Origin of the sequence: Hydrogenobacter sp. (assembly GCA_041287335.1) — a bacterium.
Lineage (GTDB): Bacteria > Aquificota > Aquificia > Aquificales > Aquificaceae > Hydrogenobacter.
In genome coordinates this window covers 20,193-42,461 of the sequence record JBEULM010000035.1, presented here as the reverse complement: position 1 = coordinate 42,461, position 22,269 = coordinate 20,193, and the positions used below count along the sequence as shown (strand labels likewise).

Here is a 22,269-nt window from a genome sequence, read left to right as displayed (position 1 = left end):
TATAATCAGTTTGGCACCATTTTCCAGGATCACGATCTTCTCCCTGTGTTTTTCCACACTTTTTGGTAGGTATGCAGGATCATTATCTCTTTTAGCAAACGTAACTTCCGCAGATGAAAGTCCGTATTTGGCAGGATCTCTCATAAGCAAAAGAACAGCAAAGAAGGCAGGCACATAATTTCTTGTCTCTACAGGAAGCATATCTTTTGTTATCCAAAAATCCACACCAGCGGTTCTCACCTTTACACAGCTCTCACCGCAGTTGTAACCTGCTAAAGCAAGTTCCCAGCTCCCAAACATGCTGTAGAGGTCTTTCAGGTATCTGATGGCAGCCTGAGTGGACTTTATCACGTCAAACCTCTCGTCTACTTGATCGTCCACCCTAAGCCCGTATCTCCTCGCTGTTGAAGGGATAAACTGCCACAAACCTGCAGCTCCGGATCTTGATACAGCCAAAGGGTTAAAGCCACTCTCGATAACAGGAAGCAAGGAAAGTTCAGATGGAAGCCCACTTTTTTCAATGATGGGTTTTATAATAGGTAGATAGTACTCAGCCCTTTTAAGAGTCTTCTCAAGGTAAGGCTTGTTCTCTAAAAAGTAGGAGATGTATTTCTTTATTTCCTCACGGTCGGGTACTGGTATCCCGAAATTTTTCGCTTCAGAGGCGATGAACTTCTCTTCTTCCTCTGAGAAAGAAAAGCTACCTTTTTTAACGAGCTGTATTGTGTCAGCACTTTTGGGCATAACAGCTTGCTTTACCGCTTGCGTACAAGAACATAAAAAAGCGCAAATTATTACTGTCCCTATCCCCCTTCTCATAGGAATAATTATAAGCCGTGCTATAATTAAAACTATGTACTACTTTTTACTTTTGATATTTGTGTTTATTGCCTTGATGCTTATTGTTGTTGTGCTTCTTCAAAGAAGCAGAGGGGACGTAGGAACCGCTTTTGGCGGTATGGGACAGGGTGTTTTCGGTCCTGGTGGTGTGGACACCATACTTACCAAAATCACTTACTGGCTTGGTTTTTCCTTTATGTTTGTAGCGATACTTCTGCCGCTTACGCATCCGTCAAAGAAAAGCTCACTTATAAAAGATGAAGGTGGAAGAGCTTCTGAAAAGACCCAGCAGAGTGTCCCTACGAAACAGACAACTCCTTCTGGCTCACCTACTGAAACTAAAACCAAGTGAGATATACCTCATTTCGGACATGGAGGTATCTAAAGAGGTGGAGGATGAATACCTCAAATCCCTTTCCCTACTTGAAGAGGGTTATCCGCTTCAGTATCTTCTGGGTGAGTGGGATTTTTACGGGAGAACCTTCAAGGTAGAAGAAGGTGTGCTTATACCCAGGTCCGAAACGGAAATTCTCGTAGAGAAGGTCCTTGAAAGAATACCTTTTGATGAGGAGCGAATAGGGTTTGAAATAGGCGTGGGTACAGGCTGTATATCCATAACGCTCCTATTGGAAAGGAGTAAACTCATTATGTATGGAGATGACATTCAGGACAAAGCTATAGAGTTAGCGAGAACCAACGCAAAAATTCATAAAGTTGAGAACAGATTCATACTCAAGAAAGGAAACATGTTTGAACCTGTAGAAGGTATGGTCTTTGACTTTGTTGTGTCTAATCCACCTTACATTCCAGAAAGCGAGTGGGAAAAACTACCAAGAGGTGTTAGGCTTGAGGGTAGAGTTTCCCTGATAGGTGGTAAATATGGGTACGAATTTTACGAAAGATTTGGGAAGGATATAAAAAGATTTTTGAAGGAGGGGGGATTTTTTGCCCTTGAGATAGGACACGATCAGGGAAAAGTTCTTAAAGAGCTTTTCTTGAAGGAGGGTTTTTCTGTTGAGATCTTTAAGGATTATGGCGGTCAAGATAGGGTGATGGTAGGATGGAAACTGTAGGTTTTTTACTTGGCGTAGTGTTCTTTATAATACTTGAGGGTATTTTCGCAGGAGCTGAGATAGCGCTGGTAAGTACGGACAGGAGTAAGGTGCTTGCCCTTTACAGAAAGACAGGTTACAAATTTTTGAAGGATTTTCATGAAAATCCGGAAGAGTACGTAACACTTTCCATGCTCGGTTATACGGTGAGCATTGTTTTCGCTTCCACCTTTTACACTCTCATGGTAATCACCCTATCAGGATACCTACCTTACATAAGAGGTTACGAGATTTTCTTTTCCCTGACATTAGTTCTTTTTACTTTGACCTTCGGTGAGCTTATACCAAAAAGTCTTTTTCAAAAACACTCAGACAAACTGCTAATACCGAGTTTATGGTACCTCAGTAAGTTGAAGATGCTTACCCTTCCATTGCTCATCTCCTCAAAGAAGGTAAGCAGATCAATAACGGAATTTTTCAGAAAGAGATATTCGGAAAAGATCAGCAGGCTTGATATCATAAAGCTCCTTGAAGAGATAGAACTTCAGGAGAGCAAGATAAAGATAGCTGTTAAGCTTCTTAAACTTAAAGAAAGTACTGTTTCTGAGATAGTAAAACCCATCTATGAAGTGGTTATGATAGATGAGTTCTCCACGGTTGGACACGCCCTCCGCAGAATGAAGGAGACAGGTTTTACCAAACTTCCTGTTTATAGAAAGCGGGTTGATGATATAACAGGTTACGTGGACATGCTGGATATTATGGATAACCTACCCTCCAGTCCCATAAGAGAGTTTATAAAACCGCTCTGCATCTTTTCCGAGTATACCCCTCTGCAAGATATTCTTGATACATTCAGAAGAGGTAGCGCTCGGATGGGTCTTGTGGTGGATGAGAGAGGCATCATTTTAGGTATAGTCACTTTTGATGATATAGTAAGGGAGATATTGGGTCAGATAGGAGATAGCTTTGCACAACCTGAAGAGCCTGTAAAAGAGATAGAGAAGGACAAATGGATAGTAGATGGAATGCTTGATAAACACGAATTTGAGAAGATAGCAGATATAAGGTTTCCCGACGGACCATTCTTAACCTTGGGTGGCTTTATAATATACCAACTGAAGAGGATACCCCAAAAGGGAGAAGAAGTATTCTGTTGTGGACTTAAGTTTTTAGTTCTACAATCTGATGGAAGAAAGGTGAAAAAGCTCATGGTGGAAAAACATGTACAGGGGCAGGAGACTCAAAGAGATACCTAAGGAACTAAGACCTAGGGAGAAAATGAAAAACATAGGTTCGCATGTGTTATCCGATGAAGAGCTTCTCGCACTACTTTTAGGATCAGGTACAAAAGATGAAGATGTACTTTCCCTCTCAAGGAGGATACTCAAGCTTGGCTGGGATAAGCTCAAGGGTATGGGAGTAAATGAACTTATAAAAGAGTTAAAAGGGATAGGAGAAGCGAAAGCTTGCCAGATAAAAGCTCTCATAGAACTGAGTAAACGCATGTATGAACCTCACGCGCAGATAGTCATGAATACACCTGAGGATGTTTATAACTTTTTGAGGGACAAAATGGACAATAGGAGGGAACACCTTTGGGCTTTGTACCTTACCCCTTCCAACACCCTTATAGATTACGAGCTGGTGGCTATAGGCAAGATGAATTCGGTCTTTGCGGATCCGAAAGACATCCTTTACGGAGCTGTGCGTACAGCTTGTCACTCAATAATATTAGCTCACACTCATCCCGGAGGTGAACATAAACCCTCAAAAGCCGATGTAGAATTTACCCAAAGGATGAAGAAGGCTTGCCAGCTTTTAGGATTTGAACTTCTTGATCACATCATACTCACTAAAAAGGGCTATTTTTCCATGAAAGAGAGGGAGGTGTTGTAAATGGATATAAAAGTACTTATAGACTGTTGGAAAGCGTGTTGTTACGTATCTGCAGGTATGATATATTTGTACGACAATCCCTTACTTAAAGAACCGCTCAAAAAGGAACATATCAAAAGGAGGCTTTTGGGACATTGGGGTGCAAGCCCGGGTATAAGTCTCGCATATATCCACACGAGCGTCATTGTTAAGAAGCATGATCTTAACTGCATATTTATACCCGGACCCGGACACGGAGCGCCAGGCTTTATAGCACCCGTGTATCTTGAAGGAACTCTCAGCGAATATTATCCTCAGTTCAGTCAGGACGAAGATGGTTTGAGAAATCTCTTCAGATCTTTTTCCTTTCCGGGAGGGTTTGGAAGTCATTGCACTCCGGAAGTACCCGGCTCAATACAGGAGGGAGGTGAACTGGGCTATAGCCTTTCGCATGCATTCGGAGCGGTTTTTGACAATCCTGATCTTATAGCTGTGACGCTCGTAGGAGACGGTGAAGCAGAAACTGGACCTTTGGCTACTGCGTGGCACTGCAATAAGTTTTTAAATCCAGTAAGAGATGGAGCTGTACTTCCTATACTTTTGTTGAACGGATACAAGATAAATAACCCTTCCTTGCTCGCTCGCGTAGAGCAAGACGAGCTTTTGAATCTTTTCAGAGGTTATGGATATGAGCCGAAGGTAGTACAAGGCAAAGAGGAGTGGGAGGTGCATGAAGCTATGTACGAGTATATGAAATTGAGTATAGAAAAGATATTGAGCGTATGGGATGATGCGAGAGCTTCAAAAAAACCTTTCAGACCAAGGTGGCCAATGATAATACTAAAAATTCCCAAGGGTTGGACAGCTCCAAAAGAGGTGGACGGGCATTATGTAGAAGGCTATTGGAGATCGCATCAAGTTCCTATAACGGATGTGAGACAGAACGAGGCACACCTGAAAATTTTAGAAGAATGGCTTAAAAGCTATCAGCCTGAGAAACTTTTTGACGATAAGGGAAGACTCAGAGAGGATCTAAGGCTTATATTTCCACAGGGCAAGAGAAGGTTGGGTGCCAACCCTCACGCTAACGGAGGTCTTTTGAGGATACCCCTTAAACTACCGAATCTTAAGGGGTTTTCTGTTGAAGTAAAAGAGCCAGCAAAGGTTTATTATGAAAACACGAAACCTCTTGGAAGATTTCTGAAGGAGGTTCTTCGGGCAAATCCAGAAAACTTTCGCGTATTTGGACCTGACGAAACCTACTCTAACAGACTCTATGAAGTTTTTGAATTTGGTAAAACCTGGATGGCAAAAATTCTTCCTGAAGATGAGGACGAAGGTTATCTCAGTCCTTTTGGCAGAACCGTGGAGATGCTTTCAGAACATACCGTCGAAGGTATGCTTGAGGGTTACATACTTACAGGAAGACACGGCATACTCAACACTTATGAAGGCTTTGCTCCTATAGTTTCATCGATGGTTAATCAGTTCGGTAAATGGCTTGATATATCCTCGGATGTGCAGTGGAGGATGCCTCTGTCTTCTCTCAACCTTTTACTTACATCCGTTGTGTGGAGACAAGATCATAACGGCTTTACACATCAAGATCCTGGCTTTATAAACGCTATAGTGGACAAGTGGCCCAATGTGGTAAGGCTTTACTTTCCACCTGATGCTAACACTTTGCTTTGTATCATGTGGCAATGTTTGCAAAGCACAAGCAGGATAAATATTATCGTTGTGGACAAACAGAAACACCCACAATATCTTGACATTGAAAATGCTCTCAGGCATGTAGAGAAGGGTATAGGTATATGGGACTTTGCAAGCAATCATGTAGAAGAAGAGCCTGACGTTGTTATAGCGAGCTGTGGTGACATACCAACAAAGGAAGCAATATATGCCTCTTTGATACTCAAAGATGCCTTTCCGGATCTGAAAATAAGGTTCGTTAATGTGGTCAATCTCTTCCGCCTGACCCCTAACACGGAGCATCCTGACGGACTGACAGACAGGGACTTTGATTCATACTTCAGTAAGGATAAGCCTGTAATATTTAACTTTCATGGATACCCCTGGTTGATACATAGGCTCACTTACAGAAGAACAAATCATCCAAACCTTCACGTGAGAGGCTACAGGGAAAACAGAAAGATAGGTATAGATTCTACTTATCTCACATCTTTCCTAAAGGGTAGAGGTGGTATCACCACCCCTTTGCAGCTCGCTATACTGAATCAGATAGACAGGTTTAGCATAGCTATGGATGTAATAGAGAGGGTGCCCAAACTCCAGGGTAAGGGTGGAAGTTTTAAAGATAAGCTCAAGAGTATGCAGATAGAAGCTCTTGAGTATGCGTACACATACGGGATTGATAAGCCGGAGTTTGAAGGGTGATGAAGAATGTACTCACTCTAAATTACGGCAGTTCATCACTCAAGTACTCCCTCTTTAAAGGTTTAAAAAGGTTAGATTATGGTGCTATAAGGATTAAAGGCATACAAGAGTGCAAAGAATCGGTGAGTTTAATCTTAAAGAAATTGGAAAGGATAGATATGATAGCCCACAGGGTGGTTCACGGTATGGAACACGATTCTCCTATGCTGATTGACAGGATAGGATTTGAATTGTTAAAGAAACTCGCTGTTTTAGATCCTCTCCACAACACGCTCGCTCTTGCGGGTATTGAAACGTGCATGAAAGATCTTCCAGGCATTCCTCAATACGCTATCTTTGATACATCCTTTTATAAAGAGCTTCCCATTATTTCAAAGATCTACGCTTTACCAATTGATCTTTACGAAAAAGGTATAAGAAGATACGGTTTTCATGGCATATCCTATTCTTATTTGTTGAAAAAAAGTGCCAAACTCCTAAGGAAAGATGCCAACAGTGTCAACCTTGTGATGCTTCATCTTGGGAGTGGAGCGAGCATATGTGCCGTGCAAGAAGGTAAACCTGTAGACACCTCTATGGGAATGACGCCTTTAGAGGGTTTGGTTATGTCCACCAGAGCGGGAGATCTCGATCCGGGAATCATCCTTCACTTTCTAAAGGAAGGTAAAAGTCTTCAGGAAGTTGAGAGAGTTCTATATGAAGAGTGTGGGATAAAGGGGCTTACTGGTACTTCGGATATGCGCCAGGTGATAGAAAGTGCCAAAGAAGGCGACAAAAAAGCAAAACTCGCACTTGATCTTTATATCTACAGAATAAAAAAGTACATAGGAGCTTATTATGCAATACTCCCAAAGCTTGATGCGTTGATCTTCTCCGGTGGAGTTGGTGAGAACAGTCCTGAGGTGAGAGAACTCGCATGTGAAGGGCTTGAAAAACTTGGTATAATTATAGATAAAGAGATGAATCGCAGAAATCAACTTCCGTTATGTGTGAGTCACAAAAGAAGCAAAGTCAAGATATTCGTTATAAAAACTGATGAAGAGCTTGAGATGGTAGAACAACTAAGAGATGCAATAAAGGGATGAAGGTGATGCCTCTTATTTTAGATGGTAAAGCCCTTTCGGAAAGTATTAGAGTTGAGATAAGTTCTTACGTAGAGAGAATAACCTCAAAAGGTTACAGAGAGCCGAGTCTTGCGGTAATTCTCGTAGGTGATGATCCCGCAAGTCATATATATGTGAAAAACAAAAGGAAAGCTTGCGAAAGAGTAGGGATAAGATCACTCTTTTTCCACCTCCCTCAAAACACCACAACTCCCGAATTACTCGATCTTATAGCTTCACTTAACAGCGATGAAAATGTGGATGGTATACTCGTCCAGCTTCCACTACCAACACACATATCCCAGCAAGAGATTATACTGTCAGTATCTCCCAAAAAAGACGTAGATGGTTTTCACCCAGAAAATATGGGAAAGCTCGTTGCCCGTATAGAGGGAGGCTTTATTCCATGTACACCTTTAGGTATAGATTTGCTTTTGAAACACTACGGGATTGACCCAAAAGGTAAAGATGTTGTTATAGTAGGTGCTGGATTCATAGTAGGTAGACCATTGGCTCTCTTGATGCTTTGGAGAGATGCCACTGTTTGCGTGTGTCATATACACACAAAGGATATATCAATATACACTAAAAAAGCTGATATACTCATATCCGCAACAGGTGTACCTCATCTTATAAAGGAAGATATGGTAAAAGAAGGTGCTGTCGTTATAGATGTGGGAATATCAAAGTTAGATAACAAGGTTACAGGAGATGTAGACTTTGAGAGAGTAAAAGACAAGGTTTATGCTATAACTCCTGTGCCGGGAGGCGTTGGACCGATGACGGTAACAGCCCTACTTCTTAACACGTTGCAGGCTTATAAGCAAAACATGGATTTGAAAGATGAAAGTTTTTGACGATTATGCCTTCAAATACGATGAGTGGTACGAAAAGCCTTTTGGAAAGTCAGCGTACAGTTTGGAACTTGAGTGTTTAAAGAACCTGCATATACAAGTGGATAGTTCTTTAGAGATAGGGGTGGGGAGCGGTCGTTTTGCCAGTATGCTTGGGATAAAGTACGGTGTGGATACATCCAAAAGACTTCTCAAGATAGCCCTTACAAGAGGGGTGCGCTCAATAGTAGCCAAAGCCGAGTCCCTTCCTTTCAAGGATATGGTTTTTGATGAAGCCTTGATAGTTGTTTCCCTTTGCTTTTTTGAAGATCCTACAGCTTCTCTCAGAGAGGCTCACAGGATATTAAAAGATAGAGGCATCTTGCTTCTGGGTCTTGTGCTTTCCGAAAGCCCTTGGGCTGACTTTTATAAAGAGAAAGCGAAAAAAGGACATCCCATTTACACTCACGCAAAGTTTTACTCTTATCCTCAGCTTATTACTATGCTCAAGAGCGTTGGTTTCAAGCTTGACAGAATTTATACAACCCTTTTTGAGGACCCTCAGGACGAAAAACCAATAGAGAACAGGAAAATACTTGATGGGTTTCATCCCAAAGGTGGTTTCTTTTGTGTGAGAGCTTTAAAACTATCTCTTTAACTCTTTTAGCTCTCTCGCAGCTGCATAAAGTATAGCTTCAGCAACTACCTGCCCATTAACGGTAGCTCTGCCCTTCATCTTAGATAGTGTTTTTTTTAGAGATATAACCTCCAGTTCCATTATGAGTTGATCCCCCGGATATACGGGCTTTTTAAATCTCGCTTCGTCAATACCTGCAAAAACTACGGCGTACTTACCTATTTCTAAACCCAAGGACTTTATCATAAGTATACCCCCTACTTGCGCCATAGCTTCAAGAATGTAGACGCCGGGCATAAGAGGAAATCCGGGAAAGTGTCCTTGAAAGTAAGGTTCGTTAACTGAAACGTTCTTTAAGCCAACGATCCTCTTACCTAATTCCAGCTCAAGTATCCTGTCAGCTAAAAGTAGTGGATATCTGTGAGGTAGAATTTCCATTATCTCTCTTATATCCATCATTACATCAATTATAAAGCTTGTTCATAAAAATTTCATCTTTTTGGCATATAATTAAAACCCAACTTTATTTGGAGGTAGAGGTATGAAGAAGATCCTCTTGAGCGGAGTTTTGAGTCTTGCTCTTCTTGCATCTTGTCAGAAGAAGGCTGAAGAAACACAGCCTGCACAAGAACAACCAGCTCAACAGCCCGCACAAGAGCAACCAGCTAAGCAGCCTGCACAGCCACCTGCAGGACAGGAGCAACAACCTGCGCAACCTTCAGGTGAACAAAAACCTGCAGAGCAGAAGTCTCAAGGGCCTGCTAAGGATATGACCGCTTTGGCTCAACAAAAAGGCTGTTTCGCATGTCATGATATAAATACAAAAAAAGTTGGACCAGCTTATAAGGATGTAGCCAAGAAGTTTGCAGGACAACCAGGTGCGGTTGACGAACTTGCCAAGCGTATAAAGAACGGAGGAGTAGGTACATGGGGTCAGGTGCCAATGCCACCTCAGAATGTCACCGACGAGGAGGCAAAGGAGTTAGCGCAGTGGATCCTCTCTCTCAAGTGAGGGAGTATTTCAAAAGTTTTATAGATATTCAGTTTAAAAAGCCTGTGGAGGTGTCCCGATCTTATCTCAGGGACATACTCCTCTTTTTCCTTTTTGTAGAATACTTTGGACTTGATAACCCCTTAGGTGTTTACACCATTGACCTTTATCCCCACTTAATGGAAGAATTTCATATTTGGCACAGGAGCTTAGGCATTGAAAAAACCCCCTTTGACTTTCTGCCGTGCTGTTAAGGGTTGTGCTTTTCGGAGGGAAAGGTGGTGTCGGTAAAAGCACTTTAGCGTGCGCAACAGCTCTAAAGCTTGCTAAAGAAGGTAAAACTCTGTTAATTTCTATAGATCCTGCTCACTCTCTTTCGGGTATATTGCAAACACAGATAGGTAAGCATTTATCTCAAATAAAGGAAAATCTTTTTGCAATTGAATTACTTGCGGAGGATCTTGTTGAAAATTATGCAAATAAGGTACTTTCAGCGTTGGGTGAGATGCTACCATCTTTAAAGTCAGGTCTTGAAGAATACGCCAAGCATTTAAAACACTCTCCCACAGCTTTGGAGACTGCTGTACTTGACCGACTTGCTGATTACTTTAATGAAGACTTTCTGTTTGTGGTGATTGATAGCGCACCTACCGGACAAATGTTGAGGCTCTTTCAAACTTTGAAGACAGTAAGAGGGTGGTTTTCCTTTCTTGAAAAGTTGGCAAAAGAAAGGGAGAAGGTGGAAACCTTTATGGGAAGGGAGGATAGAGTTCTTAAACTTATGAAGATGAGGAGAGAAAAAGTGGAAAGGCTCGCAAATATTTTAATGGAAAAAGGGATAATCTTTGCTGTTGCTAACGAAGATCCACTCTCCATTGATGAAGCTGTTGAGCTTGAACGCCAACTTTTAGGTTTTAAAGTATATAGAGTTATGAACAAATACAAATCGGAAGGGAGAGATTTTCTAAAGGTGAAGCATCTGGAAAAACCTTACGGAATTGAAAAGCTCTCTTTGCTCAATATAGAGGATCTTTTACGAGTTATTGAGGTATAATTATTCCTATGGCTGGTCATAGTCATTGGGCACAGATAAAACATAAAAAAGCTAAGATAGATGCTCAAAGGGGTAAGATATTTAGCAAACTAATAAGAGAGATAACTGTAGCTGTTAGGGAAGGGGGTCCAAATCCGGAAACAAACTCAAGGCTTAGAACTGCAATAGAGAATGCGAGAAAGGTGAATATGCCTATGGAGACTATAGAAAGAGCCATCAAGAAGGGATCTGGTGAACTCGGTGGTGAGACGTATGAAGAGGTGGTGTATGAAGGGTACGGTCCGGGAGGTGCAGCTATAATGGTTATCACCGCTACGGATAACAGAAACAGAACAACCGCAGAAGTAAGACATGTTTTCTCCAAGTATGGAGGGAACCTGGGTTCTTCCGGTTGTGTATCGTACATGTTTGAGAAGGTCGGATATATGGAAATTCCTAAGGATGCTTTGTCCGAAGAGGAACTTTACGAAAAGGCTATAGAGGCTGGAGCTGAGGATATACAAGTAGGTGAAACATCTTACATAGTCTATACTAAGCCAGAACTCTTATATACCGTTAAAGACTACCTCTCCAAATGGAATATTCCCGTAGAAAATGCAAACATAAATTACAAACCGATAAGCAGTGTGCAGATAACGGATCCGGAAACCGCCAAAAGACTGCTCAAACTTCTTGATGCTTTGGATGATCTTGACGATGTGCAAATGGTTATATCTAACTTTGATATACCGGAAGAAGTTCTTAAAGCATCAGCATGAAGCCTATATACACTCAAGGAGCGCCAAATCCGGTAGGTCCTTATTCACAGGCTATAGTAAGCGGGAATTTTCTATTTCTTTCCGGTCAGATAGGTATAGATCCGCAGACAGGTAAACTGAAGGATACTTTTGAAGAGCAAGTAATACAGATATTTAAAAATGTGGATGAGATATTGAAGTGTGCAGGTGCAACGAGGCAAAATGTGGTTAAAGTTGTGGTTTATATGACTGATCTTTCGCTCTTTCCTCTACTAAATGCGCTGTACGAGGATTTTTTCCGTGATATAGATGTAAAACCGGCAAGAACTACCATAGGTGTGAGCGCTCTACCTTTAGGCGCTTATGTTGAGATAGATATCACCGCTGTCTTAGGGCAGGGAAAAGTATAACCTCTCTTATGGAATCCACATCTGCAAGGATCATAACGAGTCTGTCTATGCCTATACCTTCTCCAGCAGTCGGAGGCATACCGTATTCCAAGGCTGTGATGAAATCTTCATCCATCTGCATGGCTTCTTCATCCCCCATCTCCTTCTCTTTTAGCTGTTCAAGAAACCTTTCCTTTTGCTCAATGGGATCGTTAAGCTCCGTGTATGCGTTAGCTATCTCTTTACCAGCTACGAAAAGTTCAAACCTTTCAACCAGATCGGGATCTTCTCTGTGAGTTTTAGCTAAAGGTGAGAGGATTCTCGGAAAATCTATCACAAATACAGGACCTATAAGTTCATCCTCTACAAGGATATCAAACACCTTGTCAAGTAGCTTAGCGTGGGTAAGCTGTTGAGCCTTTGGTACTCCAATCTCCTGCGCAAGCCTTCTAAGTCCTTCCACATCTTTTGTAAAAAACTCCTTGTCTTTACCCGTCTTTTCCGAAAGCAAGTCAAAGTACTTGAAGACTTTGTAAGGGGGTGTAAAATCAATGGTAATACCTTGATAGCTCAACTTAAGAGTTCCGAATAGTTTTTCAAGAAGGTAGGAAAAAAGTTCTTGGGTAAATTTCATCAGGTCTTTATAGTCCCAGTAAGCACAGTAAAATTCAAGCATGGTAAATTCGGGATTGTGTGTGGTATCTACACCCTCGTTTCTGAAGTTTTTACCAAGCTCGTAAACTCTGTTGAATCCTCCAACCACAAGCCTTTTAAGATAAAGTTCAGGTGCTATTCTCAAATAAAGGTTCTGTTCAAGGTAATTATGATAAGTTATAAAGGGTTTGGCATTTGCACCTGAGGCAACACTTTGTAGTATGGGAGTCTCCACTTCTATAAAGCCCCTTTCATTAAAAAAAATTCTTATTTCGGAAAGGAGTCTGCTCCTAAGCAGTGTTATCCGGCGAGCCTTTTCGTTAGATATGAGGTCAAGGTATCTCTGTCTGTATCTAAGCTCTATATCTTTGAGACCATGCCACTTTTCAGGTAAAGGATGTAAGCTTTTGGCAAGCATCTTAAAATCTTCAACCTCAACAGTAAGTTCTCCGGTACTTGTCCTAAATAGCTTACCTATAACTCCCACAATATCTCCTAAATCAAAAAGATCATCAAAGAGGCTGAACTTGTCCTCTCCCAGAATATCCCTCTTTAAGTATATCTGTATCTTTCCAGTAGCGTCCTGAATGTGTCCAAATATAGCTTTTCCCATGCTTCTGAGAGACACAAGTCTTCCAGCGAGCCTCACCTCATAAAAGCCAGGATCAAAATCGTAGGTTTCCTTTATTTCCCGTATATTTTTAGTCTGATCTTGTGAAGGCTCGGCATCCAAAAGGGTTAACTTACCTTCGTATCTTACAAGTTTGCCTTTTAGACTGCAGGCTTCCCCCTGTTTTAGATTGTGCCGGGTGATGACAAGTATTTCAACGCCTTCAGCATCAGCTATCCTTACCAAATAACCTTCATCCACCTTAGATACTCTCTTAACTTGACCTTTTATGCTGACTTGCTCTTCATTTGGGTCCCTTTCAAACATCCGCCTTATATTTCCTATAAAATCGCTTACTTCAAATTTATGGGGATAAGGATCCCCAAGCTCTTTTAACTTCTCAAGTTTTTTGAGTCTCTCCTGTTCCATTCCTTAGCTTATCTTACAATAAACTGGCTCAAATATCAAGAGGAATATTATGGTGCTGTTAAAATCTTAATTTATGAAGAGAGTACTTGTTTGGGGACTGGGTATTAGTGGTAAATCAGCCGTAGAGCTTTTAAAGGTAAAAGGCTTTGAAGTTTACGCTGGAGATGACAAAAATGAAGTTAGTTTCAGGGATTATCTGGATATTGTGGATACGGTAGTTTTGTCACCGGGTATACCTCCGCGTCATCCTCTTTGGATAGAGGCGAACAAAAAAGGCTTGGAAGTGATAGGTGAGATGGAGTTAGCTTACAGGTTTTTTAAAGGTAGATTGATAGCAATTACCGGAACAGATGGAAAGTCTACCGTCACGAGGATGACTTACTTGATTCTAAAAAAGCACTTTGGAAACGTTCAAGAGGGAGGAAATACAGGTGTGGCTTTTTCCCAAATAGTCCTAAAAGATCCCTCATGTCTGGCTGTTCTTGAGGTATCTTCTTTCCAAGGAAAGACCCTCAAAAGTTTCAGACCAAATGGGGGTGCTTTTCTTAACTTTGCTAAAGACCACCTTGATTGGCACGAATCACTCGAGGACTACCTTCAAAGTAAGTACAACATATTCAGAAATCAGCTGGAGGAGGATTTTGCAGTACTTTACTCAAGGCAGGAGGAAGTTATTAACACTCCTACAAAAGCTAAGAAATATCTTTTTAGTACAAAAGATGCCGATGGTTTTTTAAAGGAAGGTAAAGCTTACTTCATGGGTGAAGAGCTTTTTGAGGTTGAAAAACTAAAGATTTTCGGACATCACAACTACAGAAATGCTCTTGCAAGCGCCATAATAGCGAAGCTTATGGGTGTGTCATCGGAAACTGTGAGGGAGACCCTTTACGAATTCCCCGGACTTCCCTTAAGGCTTGAGTTTTTAGGTGAATGGAACGGAGTTAAAGTATTTAACGACTCAAAAGCTACTACCGTCAATGCTTTGGAGTCTGCGCTCAAAAGTATGCCTGACAAAAGCGTTATACTCATTGCTGGAGGAAGAGACAAAGGCGGAGACTTTGAAAGTATATACGACCTTGTGGTCCAAAAAGTTAGAATAGCTATACTGATAGGTGAAGCTAAGGATAAGATCTTTCAAGCCTGGAGAGGATCCACCGTGCTTGAGAAGGCTGAAAGTTTGGAGGAAGCTGTCAAAATGGCAAAGGCTTATTCCCAGAAAGGAGATGTGATCCTATTTTCTCCCGCATGTGCTTCCTTTGACATGTTTAAGGATTATATAGAAAGAGGAGAACGCTTCAGGGAGTTGATCTACTCTCTATTTGAGTAAGTCTTACAAGTACGAGTTTCATCATTTGTAACATGGATAATGGGTCAGTTGCAGTAATTAAATTGCCATCTTCTTCAACAGGATTTCCTGTATATACAGCCCCTGCATTTTCAAGATCATCTTTGATAGCATGGAATCCAGTAACTTTTTTACCTTTTACCACCTTAGCCGAGATCAAAACCCACGGGCCGTGACATACGCAAGCCACAAGTTTTTCATTCTGCAAATGCTTTCTCACCATACTTAGAACTTCCGGATATCTCCTGAGTTTGTCAGGTGCGTATCCACCGGGTACAAAGAGGCAATCAAATAGCCTCCCATTTACATCACGAAAAGTTGCGTCTGGTCTAAAGATCATACCCTTCTTTCCTCTGTAATCTTTGCTTTCAGGTGCTACGGAGATCACTTCAAAACCTTCTTCCTTAAAGCGCATATAAGGATACAAAAACTCTGTATCTTCCACAAGTTCCTCAAGTAATACACACACGCTTTTCATACGTAAATTCCCATCCTTCTTGCAAGCTCTTTGAGTCTTTCAATCCTCTTCTCCGTTGATGGATGCGTGGAGAAAAGCTCCCATATCCCTTCTCCGGATAGAGGATTCTCTATAAAAAGGTGAGCTGTGCCTTGATTGACCTCTGCAGGGATCTGGTAAACATAGTTGTGGATCTTTTCTAAAGCTCTTGCAAGAGCGAGAGGATCTCCACTTATCTTTGCGCCCGTTTCGTCAGCAAGGTACTCCCTCGATCGGGATATAGCCATCTGTATGATCATAGCTATTATGGGTGTGAGAATTATAAGAAGGAGACTACCTATTAAACTTGCCCATCCTCCTCTATTTTCCTCATCTCTACCTCCTCCAAAGATGAGCATCCACTGAAACATGTTTATCAAGTAAGATATAGCACCTGCAATGGTTGCAGCCATAGTGGCAACCAGAACATCCCTGTTTTTTATGTGTCCAAGTTCGTGAGCCAAAACACCTCTCAATTCATCTTCGTTAAGAAGGTGTAGAATACCGGATGTCACAGCTACGGCAGCATGTCCAGGTCCTCTACCAGTGGCAAAAGCATTAGGCTGTTCCATGGGAACCAAATATATGGGGGGTTTAGGGATGCCAGCCCTGTTTGCCAGATCTTCCACTATTCGGTGAAGCCACGGAGCCTCTTCGTAACTTATTTCTTTCGCACCGTACATGGAAAGTACTATCTTATCCGAAAACCAGTATGCTATAAAGTTCATAATTCCGGCGAGAATCAAAGCTATCGTCATACCCGTTTTTCCACCTATGAGATGTCCAACAAAAAGAAAAAGACCAGTAAGTATTCCGAGCAATATAACTGTCCTGAACATATATCCCATCTTTTTATCCTCCGGTGGTAGACTTGAAATTCCTTTAGATATCAATATATTTATAAAGCAGGAAGATGTCAAGTGCAGAAAAGTTAGAAGAGAGAGTAGATTTGGGAAGTTTTGATGAAAGTTTTTACGCAGTGGTAGGTCGGGGAGACGAAAACCTCAAGTACTTTTCTCAGCTATTTGATGTAAAAGTCTTTGCAAGAGGAACGGAGATAACGATAAGAGGTGAGGAAGAAAAGGTTAAACAAGCTTACGAATTTATAAGGGGAATAATAAAGGAGCTTAAATCCCATCCTATGACAGCACAGGAAGTAAGGGAAAGGGCTAAAGAGTATGTAAGTAAAAGGGAAATTCTTCAGTTAGAGGATAAGGAAAACATAATCTTCTTAACGCACAGAAGAAAAGCTATACTTCCAAAAACGCACACTCAAAAGATATATGTAGATGCCATAAAAAATAATGACATAGTGTTCGGTATAGGACCTGCTGGTACTGGAAAAACTTACTTAGCGATGGCTATGGCACTTGCTCACCTAAAAGAAAACAAAGTTAACAAGATAATACTTACGAGACCTGCGGTTGAAGCTGGAGAAAAGCTGGGTTTTCTGCCAGGTGGGATAGCCGAAAAGGTTGATCCTTACCTAAGACCCCTTTACGATGCCCTTTACGATATGGTGGACTACGATAAGGCGAGCTATATGTTGGAAAGGAACATCATAGAGATAGCCCCTTTGGCTTTTATGAGGGGCAGAACCTTAAACGATGCCTTTATAATTCTTGATGAAGCTCAAAACTCAACAAAAGAGCAAATGAAGATGTTTCTGACACGCATAGGTTTCGGTTCAAAGGTTGTCATAACTGGGGACATAACGCAGATAGACCTCCCCAAAAGGGAACACTCGGGACTTGTAGAAGCCGTGAAGGTACTTCAAAACATAGAAGGGATCGGCTTTGTTTGGTTTACCGAAGATGATGTGGTAAGACATCCCATAGTTGCGAGGATAATAAAGGCTTATGAGGAGTTTGAGAGATCAAAAGAGGAACAGGATACAGATAAGACTGCACAAGAGAGGGATTATAAAGAGGAAGTGGATTGAAGAGATCACTTACCGCATTGCCGAGCTTTTGGATCTTGAAAAAGTAGAGGTAAGTGTGTATTTGACGGATGATAAAACAATACGTGAGCTAAACAGAGCTTATAGGGAAAAGGACAAACCTACAGACGTTCTTTCCTTCCCCATAAGTGAAGAGGTAGGTGGATGGACCGTATTGGGAGACATAGTTATATCCGTTGATACAGCCAAAAGACAGGCAGAATATATGGGTCACCCACTTGAAGAAGAGATAAAAAGGCTTTTGGTACACGGTTTTTTGCATCTTCTGGGATACGATCATGAGTTGGGCAAAGAAGAAGAGAGAGAGTTTTTTAAGCTTGAGGAAGGTATACTTTCCAGCCTTTGAGGATAAAGATCATCACTTTTCCAAAACGGAGTATATATTTTAATCTCCATGTTTGTCCTTGATATTAAGAGGGATGAAGCTATAAGGGAAGAACAGATTAAGGTTTTGCAAGAGGAGATAAGAAAGCTCGCGAAGGAAAAGAACGCTGTGATACTTGCCCACTATTACCAAAGACCCGAAGTACAAGATATTGCGGACTTTATAGGTGATTCCTTGGATCTTTCTCGCAAGGCAAATCAAACCGATGCGGATCTAATAGTCTTTTGCGGGGTGCGTTTCATGTGCGAGACCGCAAAGATATTGAATCCCACAAAGAAAGTGTTGCATCCGAATCCCGAGTCTGGATGTCCTATGGCTGACATGATTACCGCTAAGGACGTTATCCGGTTAAAGGAACAGCATCCGGATGGTGAAGTGGTAGCGTATGTTAATACTAATGCTGAGGTAAAAGCTGTATCAGATGTGTGCGTAACTTCCGCAAACGCCGTTAAAGTTGTACAAAAGCTTCAAAGTAATAAGATAATCTTTATTCCCGATCAAGCGCTTGGAAACTGGGTAAAAAAACACGTTCCAGAAAAGGAGTTTATAATATGGCAAGGTTTTTGTCCGCCACACTTTGAATTTACAGCGAGGGAAGTATTAAAACTCAAAGAACAATATCCTGATGCCAAAGTAGCTGTGCATCCAGAATGTCATCAAAAAGTTATAGATTTGGCAGACTTTGTAGGCTCCACATCTCAAATAATTAACTATGCAACCACATGCGACGCGCAGAAGGTTATAGTAATAACTGAAGTAGGACTAAAGTACACACTCATGAAGAGAAATCCTAACAAAGAGTATATATTTCCAGAATCCATGAATTACTGCGGAAGTGTCTACTGTTGTACTATGAAGGCTATAACTCTGTCTAAGGTTTATGAGACATTAAAAGATGAGCTTAATGAAGTTATCCTGCCAGAAGATATAATTGATAGGGCAAAGAGACCTCTCCTGAGAATGTTGGAATTGTCATGAGGATAGTACGCCGTAAAACACGCCAGATACAAGTAGGTTGGGTAAAAGTTGGGGGTGATGCACCCGTAGTGGTGCAGTCTATGACATCCACAAAAACGCGTAATGTTAATGAAACGCTTGACCAGATAAACCGTCTTTTTAAGGCTGGATGTGAGCTTATAAGGGTTGCAGTTCCTCATGAGGAAGATGTTGAAGCGCTTTCTGAAATAGTCAAAAATTCACCTATGCCAGTTATAGCGGACATACACTTTGCACCTTCCTATGCCTTCAAATCTATGGAAAAGGGTGTTCACGGTATAAGGATAAATCCGGGCAACATAGGAAAGGAAGAGATCGTCAGGGAAATAGTTGAGGAAGCAAAAAGAAGAGGTATCGCAATAAGGATAGGTGTAAACTCCGGATCTTTAGAGAAGGATCTTCTTGATAAATACGGATATCCGTGCGCTGAAGCACTTTTTGAAAGTGCCATGCGCTGGTCTGAAAAGTTGGAAAGTTGGGGCTTTTACAACTTCAAGGTGTCCATTAAAGGATCGGATGTGCTTGAGAACGTACAAGCGAACAGACTCTATGCTCAGCACACAGATATACCTTTGCATATAGGTATAACCGAAGCTGGTATGGGGCAGGCAGGTGTGGTAAAGTCTTCGGTTGGTATAGGTATTCTCCTCTATATGGGCATAGGTGACACTGTGAGAGTTTCGCTTACGGATGATCCGGAGATTGAAGTGAAAGTGGCTTACGATATTCTAAGATCTTTGGGTCTTAAAAGACAAGGTGTAGAGATAGTTTCATGTCCTACCTGCGGACGTATAGAAGTGGACCTTCCAAAGGTGGTAAAACAAGTGGAGGAGAAATTAAAGGATGTAAAAACTCCTCTCAAGGTAGCTATTATGGGTTGTGTGGTTAACGCCATAGGTGAGGCAAGGGAAGCCGATCTTGGTCTGGCGTGTGGAAAAGGTTTTGCATGGCTCTTTAAAGGGGGGAAGCCTATCCGTAGGGTAAGGGAAGAAGAGATGGCTCAAGCACTACTTGAAGAAGTCTTAAAATACAATGAAGCATGATATAATATCTTCGCATGTTTGAAATTCTCGCAAAAGAGTTTCTTTGTGAAAACACACTTTATCTGAGAGTGCGTGCACCTCATATCTCCCACGCCAAGCCGGGACAGTTTGTCCTTCTTCAACTAAAAGAGTATTCGGAGAGAGTCCCTATATGTGTTTTTGAAACTTTTGAGGATGGTTTTTCTTGCATAATAGATGTAGTAGGCAAATCCACACTTGAAATAAAAGAAGAAGGGGAAAGGTTCTATTATATTAGCGGTCCGCTTGGTAGACCCTTCCCCATTTATAAATATGGAAAGGTACTCATATACTCAAAAAACTGGGGTATATCTCCAGCGGTCAGTGTGGGTAGAGCTTTAAAAAATTCTGGAAACTACATAAAACTCGTTTATTTTGATGGAAGTTTTACCACGCTGTTACAAAAGGAGAATTTTGATGAGGTGATCCTTGAGCGAGAGATCAAAAAATACGATGAGATTGACCTTGTGATATCCACAGGTGAAAACAGGCTATCAAAGGCGGTTGCACAAATGTATAGTTCTATACGACATATAGCTATGCCAAATGTTCATATACTCTGTGCTACTGGGCTTTGCCTTTCGTGCAGGCTTAGAGTTAAAGACAGCTACGTTCTTGCATGTACAGAAGGTCCATGGTTTGATGCAAAAGAGATAATGTGGGATGATGTTATAAGAAGAGAAGATATATACAGGGAGGAAGAAAGTGTAGCCTTTGAAGAGTATAAAAAAGCACTCGCACGAAGAAAACTGAGAGAGGAGGTTATACATGGAAAGGACGTTGATCATTATCAAACCTGATGCCTTTGAAAAGGGTGCAACAGGCAAAATAATTGACAGATTTATATCGGAAGGATTCAAAATAAGAGCCATGAAGCTTTTCAAATTTACGAAAGAACAGGCTGAAAGGTTTTATATAGTTCACAAGGACAGACCTTTTTACGGGGAGCTTGTAGAGTTTATGACGTCCGGACCTGTCGTTGCCTGTCTTTTAGAGGGTGAGAATGCCATAAGAAAAGTCAGGGATATAATAGGACCAACGGATAGCGAAGAGGCAAGGAAGGTAGCTCCAACTTCTGTGAGAGCGCTTTTCGGGACGAACAAAGGTAAAAACGCTATTCATGCCTCAGACTCAAGAGAATCCGCAGATTACGAGATTCCTTTTGTATTTTCTCAGCTTGAAATATTTTGAATGATCTCATCCACTATCTTCTGAGGCTCTTTCTCTGCGCTTACACGCAGGTGAGCCTCCGAGTATACATTTTTTCTTTTTTCGTAAATGTCCCTCAATTCTTCACAGCTCTTTTTCAAGAGAGGTCTTTCCTCTGTACCTGCGCATCTTTGTAAGAACGATTCAAAACTTACATCAAGCCATACAACAAATCCGTACTTTTTCATAATACCCAAAGCCTCCCTGTTTGCCCCAAGACCTCCTCCGGTGCTTATAACTGTTGCCTCCTTAGGGATGAGTCTTTTGAGAAGATTTAATTCTTTATCCCTGAAGTAACTCTCACCTTTGATTTGAAAAATCTCTCTTATGCTCATTCCCTCTTCCTTTTCTATCTCCTGATCCAGATCGTAAAACTTCCATCCAAGTCTTTCCGATAGAAGCTTACCCACAGTAGTCTTTCCGCTACCCATAAAACCTATGAGGAATATTCTCTTAAACCTCATGCCTTACGAAAAGTAAATTAAGGAGTGAAAAAAGGCTTCCCAAAAGTATTAGGACGGAAAGCTGTTTGGGTTTTAACCCTTTCATTAGGTTGAGGTGAACCACAAAGGCATAGTATATCCAGAGGGCTAATGTGACAAGTAGCTTAGGATCATTTATCCAGTGTTTCCCAAAGTGAATCCTCGTCCAGAAACTTCCGAAGATCAAGGTGAGAGTCAGAAGTATAAAGGATAGATTGACCATCAGTCTCTCAGAAGATCTGAGGAGGTTTATGGGTAAAGAGAAAGCGGGTATGTTTTTGTGTTTCAGTCTTCTCTCAAGCAACAATCTCACCAAGGAAGACATTCCTCCGAAGAAGGCACATACGTAAGCAAATAGAGCGGAGATTATATGCAGGGAATAAAGGGGATTTCTGTAAGGAGACGGTTCTGAGGGTAAGGCAAGCAGAGCGGATAAAAAACCGAGGAAAGAAAAGATCGCTGAAAATCTCAGCGCCTGACCGTTTTTGAAGGAGAATATAACTAAGGCAAATACCATCGTGTTTCCAAGTAGTGAGGAAAAGCCGTAAGCATTCGCAAAGGGGAAACCACCCAATTTAAAGCTTATGTAAAGTATGTGAGTAAAGTAAGAAAGTATAGCTAAGAGCATAGGGAAAAGTACCGCCCTTTGACTGACCCTTCCCCAGTAGGAAAGCATGGATACAAAGAAGGAAATAAAGTAAAAGGTGAGGCTAATTATCAGCATGTTATAT

27 protein-coding genes are annotated in these 22,269 nt (G+C 41.4%); 20 read left to right on the top strand and 7 right to left on the bottom strand.

Annotated elements, in window-relative coordinates; all coding sequences use genetic code 11:
- The coding region (locus ABWK04_05145; GenBank protein MEZ0361273.1) for a lytic transglycosylase domain-containing protein at nucleotides 1-819 on the bottom strand (819 nt) is incomplete at its 3' end.
- Nucleotides 820-853: 34 nt separating this feature from the next.
- On the opposite strand from ABWK04_05145, the gene secG reads away from it, so the two are divergent.
- From secG to ABWK04_05105, 8 genes are read left to right on the top strand one after another with little or no spacing between them, the layout of a single operon-like run.
- Nucleotides 854-1,192, top strand: coding sequence for a preprotein translocase subunit SecG (secG, locus tag ABWK04_05140; protein MEZ0361272.1), 339 nt, complete (start codon nucleotides 854-856; stop codon nucleotides 1,190-1,192).
- On the top strand, nucleotides 1,098-1,913 hold the full coding sequence (gene prmC / locus ABWK04_05135) for a peptide chain release factor N(5)-glutamine methyltransferase (protein MEZ0361271.1): 816 nt from the start codon (nucleotides 1,098-1,100) through the stop codon (nucleotides 1,911-1,913). The genes secG and prmC overlap by 95 nt, the downstream gene beginning before the upstream one ends.
- The gene (locus ABWK04_05130) at nucleotides 1,901-3,151 is read left to right on the top strand and encodes a hemolysin family protein (protein ID MEZ0361270.1); all 1,251 of its coding nucleotides are present in this window, start codon (nucleotides 1,901-1,903) and stop codon (nucleotides 3,149-3,151) included. Before prmC ends, ABWK04_05130 begins: the two co-directional genes overlap by 13 nt.
- Nucleotides 3,117-3,791 carry a DNA repair protein RadC gene (gene radC, locus ABWK04_05125; GenBank protein ID MEZ0361269.1) on the top strand — a complete coding sequence of 225 codons (675 nt, stop codon included), beginning with the start codon at nucleotides 3,117-3,119 and terminating at the stop codon, nucleotides 3,789-3,791. The genes ABWK04_05130 and radC overlap by 35 nt, the downstream gene beginning before the upstream one ends.
- Nucleotides 3,792-6,167 (top strand): phosphoketolase family protein, encoded by a 2,376-nt coding sequence (locus tag ABWK04_05120; GenBank protein MEZ0361268.1) that lies wholly within the window; start codon nucleotides 3,792-3,794, stop codon nucleotides 6,165-6,167.
- A complete protein-coding gene (locus tag ABWK04_05115) occupies nucleotides 6,167-7,252 on the top strand; it encodes an acetate/propionate family kinase (GenBank protein ID MEZ0361267.1) in 1,086 nt (361 codons plus the stop codon). Before ABWK04_05120 ends, ABWK04_05115 begins: the two co-directional genes overlap by 1 nt.
- A gap of 5 nt (nucleotides 7,253-7,257) precedes the next feature.
- Nucleotides 7,258-8,127 carry a bifunctional methylenetetrahydrofolate dehydrogenase/methenyltetrahydrofolate cyclohydrolase FolD gene (folD, locus tag ABWK04_05110; GenBank protein ID MEZ0361266.1) on the top strand — a complete coding sequence of 290 codons (870 nt, stop codon included), beginning with the start codon at nucleotides 7,258-7,260 and terminating at the stop codon, nucleotides 8,125-8,127.
- The gene (locus ABWK04_05105; protein MEZ0361265.1) at nucleotides 8,114-8,761 is read left to right on the top strand and encodes a class I SAM-dependent methyltransferase; all 648 of its coding nucleotides are present in this window, start codon (nucleotides 8,114-8,116) and stop codon (nucleotides 8,759-8,761) included. The genes folD and ABWK04_05105 overlap by 14 nt, the downstream gene beginning before the upstream one ends.
- On the opposite strand, the gene fabZ is transcribed toward ABWK04_05105, so the two are convergent.
- On the bottom strand, nucleotides 8,750-9,196 hold the full coding sequence (fabZ, locus tag ABWK04_05100) for a 3-hydroxyacyl-ACP dehydratase FabZ (GenBank protein ID MEZ0361264.1): 447 nt from the start codon (nucleotides 9,194-9,196) through the stop codon (nucleotides 8,750-8,752). The genes ABWK04_05105 and fabZ overlap by 12 nt on opposite strands.
- A gap of 313 nt (nucleotides 9,197-9,509) precedes the next feature.
- Here fabZ and ABWK04_05095 point away from each other — a divergent pair, with 313 nt between their 5' ends.
- Genes ABWK04_05095 through ABWK04_05075 form a run of 5 tightly spaced genes read left to right on the top strand, consistent with a single transcriptional unit; the run spans nucleotide 9,510 to nucleotide 11,932 of the window.
- The gene (locus ABWK04_05095; protein ID MEZ0361263.1) at nucleotides 9,510-9,752 is read left to right on the top strand and encodes a c-type cytochrome; all 243 of its coding nucleotides are present in this window, start codon (nucleotides 9,510-9,512) and stop codon (nucleotides 9,750-9,752) included.
- Nucleotides 9,731-9,985: a cory-CC-star protein gene (locus tag ABWK04_05090; GenBank protein ID MEZ0361262.1), complete on the top strand. Its 255-nt coding sequence runs from the start codon at nucleotides 9,731-9,733 to the stop codon at nucleotides 9,983-9,985. The genes ABWK04_05095 and ABWK04_05090 overlap by 22 nt, the downstream gene beginning before the upstream one ends.
- Nucleotides 9,976-10,785 carry an ArsA family ATPase gene (locus ABWK04_05085; protein ID MEZ0361261.1) on the top strand — a complete coding sequence of 270 codons (810 nt, stop codon included), beginning with the start codon at nucleotides 9,976-9,978 and terminating at the stop codon, nucleotides 10,783-10,785. The genes ABWK04_05090 and ABWK04_05085 overlap by 10 nt, the downstream gene beginning before the upstream one ends.
- 8 nt (nucleotides 10,786-10,793) lie before the next feature.
- A complete protein-coding gene (locus tag ABWK04_05080; GenBank protein MEZ0361260.1) occupies nucleotides 10,794-11,543 on the top strand; it encodes a YebC/PmpR family DNA-binding transcriptional regulator in 750 nt (249 codons plus the stop codon).
- A complete protein-coding gene (locus ABWK04_05075) occupies nucleotides 11,540-11,932 on the top strand; it encodes a Rid family detoxifying hydrolase (protein MEZ0361259.1) in 393 nt (130 codons plus the stop codon). The genes ABWK04_05080 and ABWK04_05075 overlap by 4 nt, the downstream gene beginning before the upstream one ends.
- On the opposite strand, the gene lysS is transcribed toward ABWK04_05075, so the two are convergent.
- Nucleotides 11,901-13,604 (bottom strand): lysine--tRNA ligase, encoded by a 1,704-nt coding sequence (gene lysS, locus ABWK04_05070; GenBank protein ID MEZ0361258.1) that lies wholly within the window; start codon nucleotides 13,602-13,604, stop codon nucleotides 11,901-11,903. The genes ABWK04_05075 and lysS overlap by 32 nt on opposite strands.
- 73 nt (nucleotides 13,605-13,677) lie before the next feature.
- Between lysS and murD the strand changes: the two genes are divergently transcribed.
- Nucleotides 13,678-14,931 (top strand): UDP-N-acetylmuramoyl-L-alanine--D-glutamate ligase, encoded by a 1,254-nt coding sequence (gene murD, locus ABWK04_05065; GenBank protein ID MEZ0361257.1) that lies wholly within the window; start codon nucleotides 13,678-13,680, stop codon nucleotides 14,929-14,931.
- Here the strand turns inward: murD and ABWK04_05060 are convergent.
- Together ABWK04_05060 and htpX are read right to left on the bottom strand one after the other, a co-directional pair.
- Complete coding sequence (locus ABWK04_05060) at nucleotides 14,900-15,427, bottom strand: type 1 glutamine amidotransferase domain-containing protein (protein ID MEZ0361256.1); 528 nt, start codon at nucleotides 15,425-15,427, stop codon at nucleotides 14,900-14,902. The two genes, murD and ABWK04_05060, sit on opposite strands and share 32 nt — an antisense overlap.
- On the bottom strand, nucleotides 15,424-16,293 hold the full coding sequence (htpX, locus tag ABWK04_05055) for a zinc metalloprotease HtpX (protein MEZ0361255.1): 870 nt from the start codon (nucleotides 16,291-16,293) through the stop codon (nucleotides 15,424-15,426). Before htpX ends, ABWK04_05060 begins: the two co-directional genes overlap by 4 nt.
- 65 nt (nucleotides 16,294-16,358) lie before the next feature.
- Between htpX and ABWK04_05050 the strand changes: the two genes are divergently transcribed.
- From ABWK04_05050 to ndk, 6 genes are read left to right on the top strand one after another with little or no spacing between them, the layout of a single operon-like run.
- Nucleotides 16,359-17,387: a PhoH family protein gene (locus ABWK04_05050; GenBank protein ID MEZ0361254.1), complete on the top strand. Its 1,029-nt coding sequence runs from the start codon at nucleotides 16,359-16,361 to the stop codon at nucleotides 17,385-17,387.
- The gene (gene ybeY, locus ABWK04_05045) at nucleotides 17,305-17,751 is read left to right on the top strand and encodes an rRNA maturation RNase YbeY (GenBank protein MEZ0361253.1); all 447 of its coding nucleotides are present in this window, start codon (nucleotides 17,305-17,307) and stop codon (nucleotides 17,749-17,751) included. Before ABWK04_05050 ends, ybeY begins: the two co-directional genes overlap by 83 nt.
- 48 nt (nucleotides 17,752-17,799) lie before the next feature.
- Nucleotides 17,800-18,768, top strand: a complete 969-nt coding sequence (nadA, locus tag ABWK04_05040; protein MEZ0361252.1) for a quinolinate synthase NadA — start codon at nucleotides 17,800-17,802, stop codon at nucleotides 18,766-18,768.
- On the top strand, nucleotides 18,765-19,829 hold the full coding sequence (ispG, locus tag ABWK04_05035) for a flavodoxin-dependent (E)-4-hydroxy-3-methylbut-2-enyl-diphosphate synthase (GenBank protein ID MEZ0361251.1): 1,065 nt from the start codon (nucleotides 18,765-18,767) through the stop codon (nucleotides 19,827-19,829). Before nadA ends, ispG begins: the two co-directional genes overlap by 4 nt.
- Nucleotides 19,830-19,843: 14 nt before the next feature.
- Nucleotides 19,844-20,647: an oxidoreductase gene (locus ABWK04_05030; protein ID MEZ0361250.1), complete on the top strand. Its 804-nt coding sequence runs from the start codon at nucleotides 19,844-19,846 to the stop codon at nucleotides 20,645-20,647.
- Nucleotides 20,616-21,038 carry a nucleoside-diphosphate kinase gene (gene ndk, locus ABWK04_05025; protein ID MEZ0361249.1) on the top strand — a complete coding sequence of 141 codons (423 nt, stop codon included), beginning with the start codon at nucleotides 20,616-20,618 and terminating at the stop codon, nucleotides 21,036-21,038. Before ABWK04_05030 ends, ndk begins: the two co-directional genes overlap by 32 nt.
- On the opposite strand, the gene ABWK04_05020 is transcribed toward ndk, so the two are convergent.
- A complete protein-coding gene (locus tag ABWK04_05020; protein ID MEZ0361248.1) occupies nucleotides 21,020-21,520 on the bottom strand; it encodes a shikimate kinase in 501 nt (166 codons plus the stop codon). The genes ndk and ABWK04_05020 overlap by 19 nt on opposite strands.
- Entirely contained in the window at nucleotides 21,510-22,262 is a 753-nt protein-coding gene (ccsA, locus tag ABWK04_05015; GenBank protein MEZ0361247.1) for a cytochrome c biogenesis protein CcsA, read from the bottom strand. The genes ABWK04_05020 and ccsA overlap by 11 nt, the downstream gene beginning before the upstream one ends.
- Nucleotides 22,263-22,269 lie beyond the last annotated feature (7 nt).

Coding starts and splice junctions, on each gene's coding strand:
- radC (MEZ0361269.1), top strand. CDS start 3,117: ATGTACAGGGGCAGGAGACTCAAAGAGATACCTAAGGAACTAAGACCT.
- ABWK04_05020 (MEZ0361248.1), bottom strand. CDS start 21,520: ATGAGGTTTAAGAGAATATTCCTCATAGGTTTTATGGGTAGCGGAAAG.
- ybeY (MEZ0361253.1), top strand. CDS start 17,305: ATGAGGAGTTTGAGAGATCAAAAGAGGAACAGGATACAGATAAGACTG.
- ABWK04_05080 (MEZ0361260.1), top strand. CDS start 10,794: ATGGCTGGTCATAGTCATTGGGCACAGATAAAACATAAAAAAGCTAAG.
- ndk (MEZ0361249.1), top strand. CDS start 20,616: ATGGAAAGGACGTTGATCATTATCAAACCTGATGCCTTTGAAAAGGGT.
- fabZ (MEZ0361264.1), bottom strand. CDS start 9,196: ATGGATATAAGAGAGATAATGGAAATTCTACCTCACAGATATCCACTA.
- ABWK04_05050 (MEZ0361254.1), top strand. CDS start 16,359: ATGTCAAGTGCAGAAAAGTTAGAAGAGAGAGTAGATTTGGGAAGTTTT.
- prmC (MEZ0361271.1), top strand. CDS start 1,098: ATGAAGGTGGAAGAGCTTCTGAAAAGACCCAGCAGAGTGTCCCTACGA.
- ABWK04_05130 (MEZ0361270.1), top strand. CDS start 1,901: ATGGAAACTGTAGGTTTTTTACTTGGCGTAGTGTTCTTTATAATACTT.
- murD (MEZ0361257.1), top strand. CDS start 13,678: ATGAAGAGAGTACTTGTTTGGGGACTGGGTATTAGTGGTAAATCAGCC.
- ispG (MEZ0361251.1), top strand. CDS start 18,765: ATGAGGATAGTACGCCGTAAAACACGCCAGATACAAGTAGGTTGGGTA.
- nadA (MEZ0361252.1), top strand. CDS start 17,800: ATGTTTGTCCTTGATATTAAGAGGGATGAAGCTATAAGGGAAGAACAG.
- htpX (MEZ0361255.1), bottom strand. CDS start 16,293: ATGGGATATATGTTCAGGACAGTTATATTGCTCGGAATACTTACTGGT.
- lysS (MEZ0361258.1), bottom strand. CDS start 13,604: ATGGAACAGGAGAGACTCAAAAAACTTGAGAAGTTAAAAGAGCTTGGG.
- ABWK04_05115 (MEZ0361267.1), top strand. CDS start 6,167: ATGAAGAATGTACTCACTCTAAATTACGGCAGTTCATCACTCAAGTAC.
- ABWK04_05030 (MEZ0361250.1), top strand. CDS start 19,844: ATGTTTGAAATTCTCGCAAAAGAGTTTCTTTGTGAAAACACACTTTAT.
- ABWK04_05120 (MEZ0361268.1), top strand. CDS start 3,792: ATGGATATAAAAGTACTTATAGACTGTTGGAAAGCGTGTTGTTACGTA.
- ABWK04_05105 (MEZ0361265.1), top strand. CDS start 8,114: ATGAAAGTTTTTGACGATTATGCCTTCAAATACGATGAGTGGTACGAA.
- ABWK04_05095 (MEZ0361263.1), top strand. CDS start 9,510: ATGACCGCTTTGGCTCAACAAAAAGGCTGTTTCGCATGTCATGATATA.
- ABWK04_05075 (MEZ0361259.1), top strand. CDS start 11,540: ATGAAGCCTATATACACTCAAGGAGCGCCAAATCCGGTAGGTCCTTAT.
- ccsA (MEZ0361247.1), bottom strand. CDS start 22,262: ATGCTGATAATTAGCCTCACCTTTTACTTTATTTCCTTCTTTGTATCC.
- ABWK04_05060 (MEZ0361256.1), bottom strand. CDS start 15,427: ATGAAAAGCGTGTGTGTATTACTTGAGGAACTTGTGGAAGATACAGAG.
- folD (MEZ0361266.1), top strand. CDS start 7,258: ATGCCTCTTATTTTAGATGGTAAAGCCCTTTCGGAAAGTATTAGAGTT.
- secG (MEZ0361272.1), top strand. CDS start 854: ATGTACTACTTTTTACTTTTGATATTTGTGTTTATTGCCTTGATGCTT.